The 2,500-nt window shown below is 37.8% G+C and carries 2 protein-coding genes and 2 rRNA genes (2 of these 4 only partly in view); 2 read left to right on the top strand and 2 right to left on the bottom strand.

The window, feature by feature from the left end:
* On the top strand, window positions 1–226 hold the 3' portion of the coding sequence (locus CA2015_RS24855; RefSeq protein WP_157470470.1) for a hypothetical protein. 2 nt of this gene lie to the left of the window's left edge; 226 of the gene's 228 nt are visible here — the last part of the coding sequence; only part of the start codon is in view: it crosses the left edge, with 1 base visible at window position 1; its stop codon occupies window positions 224–226.
* Between the two features lie 578 nt (window positions 227–804).
* Entirely contained in the window at window positions 805–1,332 is a 528-nt protein-coding gene (locus CA2015_RS13415) for a hypothetical protein (protein ID WP_048642365.1), read from the top strand.
* Between the two features lie 523 nt (window positions 1,333–1,855).
* Here the strand turns inward: CA2015_RS13415 and rrf are convergent.
* Both rrf and CA2015_RS13405 read right to left on the bottom strand, forming a co-directional pair.
* Window positions 1,856–1,967, bottom strand: a 5S ribosomal RNA gene (rrf, locus tag CA2015_RS13410).
* A 98-nt stretch (window positions 1,968–2,065) separates the two neighbouring features.
* Window positions 2,066–2,500, bottom strand: a 23S ribosomal RNA gene (locus CA2015_RS13405) (it continues 2,455 nt past the right edge of the window).

Below are 2,500 nucleotides of genomic sequence, written 5' to 3'. Positions count from 1 at the left end.
GTTCCAGGCACTAGCCTCTACCTATTCTGATACGTCTTGCACTGTTTCGAGCACTGCCTTCGGCTTTCTCAATGAGCAGGAATACCAGATAAATGGTCTATGTATCGGGCTAATTAAAAAGGGAATTTTAACAGCAGAAATCCAACATACATTGGAAGCTATCTACGAAAACACTTGCAAAAAATTGTACTCCACTTATTACTATAGAATCCTTTTCACTGCGTAATGGAAGTTTGGAAAGGTAGCTAGGGCTGGAATTTCATCCTGGTAAAATCGAGATGTCATTCCGATTAAGAATAAAAACTGGTCCAATAAAGGTTTTTGATATCTCTCTTTGCTTTATGAATCCAAAACTAAATTAAATTGGTTATTCATTTAGTTTGAATTTAAACCTTGGGTTGACCAAATACAAAAAGAAAACCTAAAGAACCTAAGCAACTTGTGAATCCATGAGAAAGAGGGTGCGCTAGAATTAAGATTGAATATTGAAGAATTCTAAGGATTATCTTTATTCCAAGGTAAAAAACAACATTGGAATAAAACGATTAGGTATATTGCTTAAAACTTCAATAATATTTAGTTATTAATATTTGATTGTACTTACCTAGCGTCTTGTCTTAATCTTAAATTTAATTACGCAGAGACTGAAAAAAGATCCGGTTATGGTGCAAATTTCAATAATGCTTCACAAGAATCTGAAAAAAGAAATATTAAAATTGTTATCTGAAGAGCAAATAGGGATTTTAAAGTAATATTGGATGAAGATTGAAATATGATATATAGATATGATTTAGTTGTGAAAAAATGAATAAAACGGATATAAATAGTATAGTTGAAAACATTAAATTATTAACAGAGGACACTAAAGAATTTTTACTTAAGGTTAAGTCAAAATATGTTATTGACGATTTGATCCTTAAACTATTAAAAAATCATGATTTAAAATATTCAATTTCCGAATCCGAAAATCATCCACTAGTAAAGGTAAACGTTGACATGGGGTCTTTTGAAAAGGGTATATTCAAAATAAATTATAATTTTAGGATCCTATTTTCAAAGCTTTTAACTAAAGTAACCCATGATTATTTTACATTTGAAGTAGTTAATAGGGACCCTAACAGAATCTCAAGTGTGCTTTCTAACGATTCTTATCACCCCTTAACCCAAAACCAGTTTAAATTCTTTGAAGAATATAAATTAGTAGCAAAAAAGATAGAATACGTTCGGTTAAGTAGAAGAGATTTAGAATTTGTTGTTTGTAGTGAGACACACAACTTTGAAGGGCTTCATTTTTTTTGGAAACCAGCCGACATTAGAAATGCTTGTATTTAATAATTTTTTCAATTTAATTCCAGAGTAAACTTAATAGCAAAAGGAGCATAAGCAATATAGTTAAATTAGTAAGAAGCATTAACTATATCCTGCATCTCCACCTTCCTAAATCACTAATGTGTCTTGTCTGTTAAACGAACCTACGGTATAAGGCCTAATTTGAACCCAGATTATGTAATAAAATTTCTCCGTCCTGACAATAGTCAGGGGTGAAGCCTGTCCCGTGTTTACGGGAAGTGTTGCAATCGCGAGAAAGTCAGACTATTTGGAGATTTTAGCACCTAATAGAATGTCTATTGCATATTTTGGGTTGAACTAGTCAGGATTTAGGAGCTCAAGAGGGTTTGCAGCTTATAAAGTGGGCATGATAGGAATTCTGGCAGGTAAAACTACCCAATATTGATTGTAATAAGCTCCTAGAGTTCAATTGGAGTACCGCTCTATTAAAAACCCAGGCAATAAAACTTTTCCCCATAAAAAGATTAGGCAAAAAAAAAGACCCTTAGATTTCTCTAAGGGTCAATGAAGGCGGCGACCTACTCTCCCAGGTGTAACCCCAGTACCATCGGCGCTGCAGGGCTTAACTTCTCTGTTCGGGATGGGAAGAGGTGGGTCCCCTGCGCCGGGCCGCCTAAATCTTCGTGAAGCTCTGATAGCTTTCACTTAATTTCTTTAATTATATAAATGTCTCAAGTAAATTGACTTGTCTTGTGGAAAATGCAACGTAGCAAAGGTGTTCAAGTTTTCGGGCTATTAGTACTGCTCGGCTATGTCATTTCTGACTTTACACCTACAGCCTATCAACGTCATCGTCTCTGACGGCCCTGTTTAGAAGTCTCATCTTGGGGCGAGTTTCGCACTTAGATGCTTTCAGCGCTTATCTCTTCCCGACTTAGCTACCCGGCGGTGCAGTTGGCACTACAACCGGTACACCAGCGGTCGGTCCATCCCGGTCCTCTCGTACTAAGGACAGCCCCCCGCAGACTTCTCACGCCCGCAACAGATAGGGACCGAACTGTCTCACGACGTTCTGAACCCAGCTCGCGTGCCACTTTAATGGGCGAACAGCCCAACCCTTGGGACCTTCTCCAGCCCCAGGATGTGACGAGCCGACATCGAGGTGCCAAACCTCCCCGTCGATATGAGCTCTTGGGGGAGATCAGCCTGT

The sequence above is a fragment of the Cyclobacterium amurskyense genome (assembly GCF_001050135.1).
In the GTDB taxonomy this organism is placed as follows: Bacteria; Bacteroidota; Bacteroidia; order Cytophagales; family Cyclobacteriaceae; genus Cyclobacterium; species Cyclobacterium amurskyense.
The sequence above is the reverse complement of the archived record's forward strand: the minus strand, read 5'-3'. Positions and strand labels throughout refer to the sequence as shown.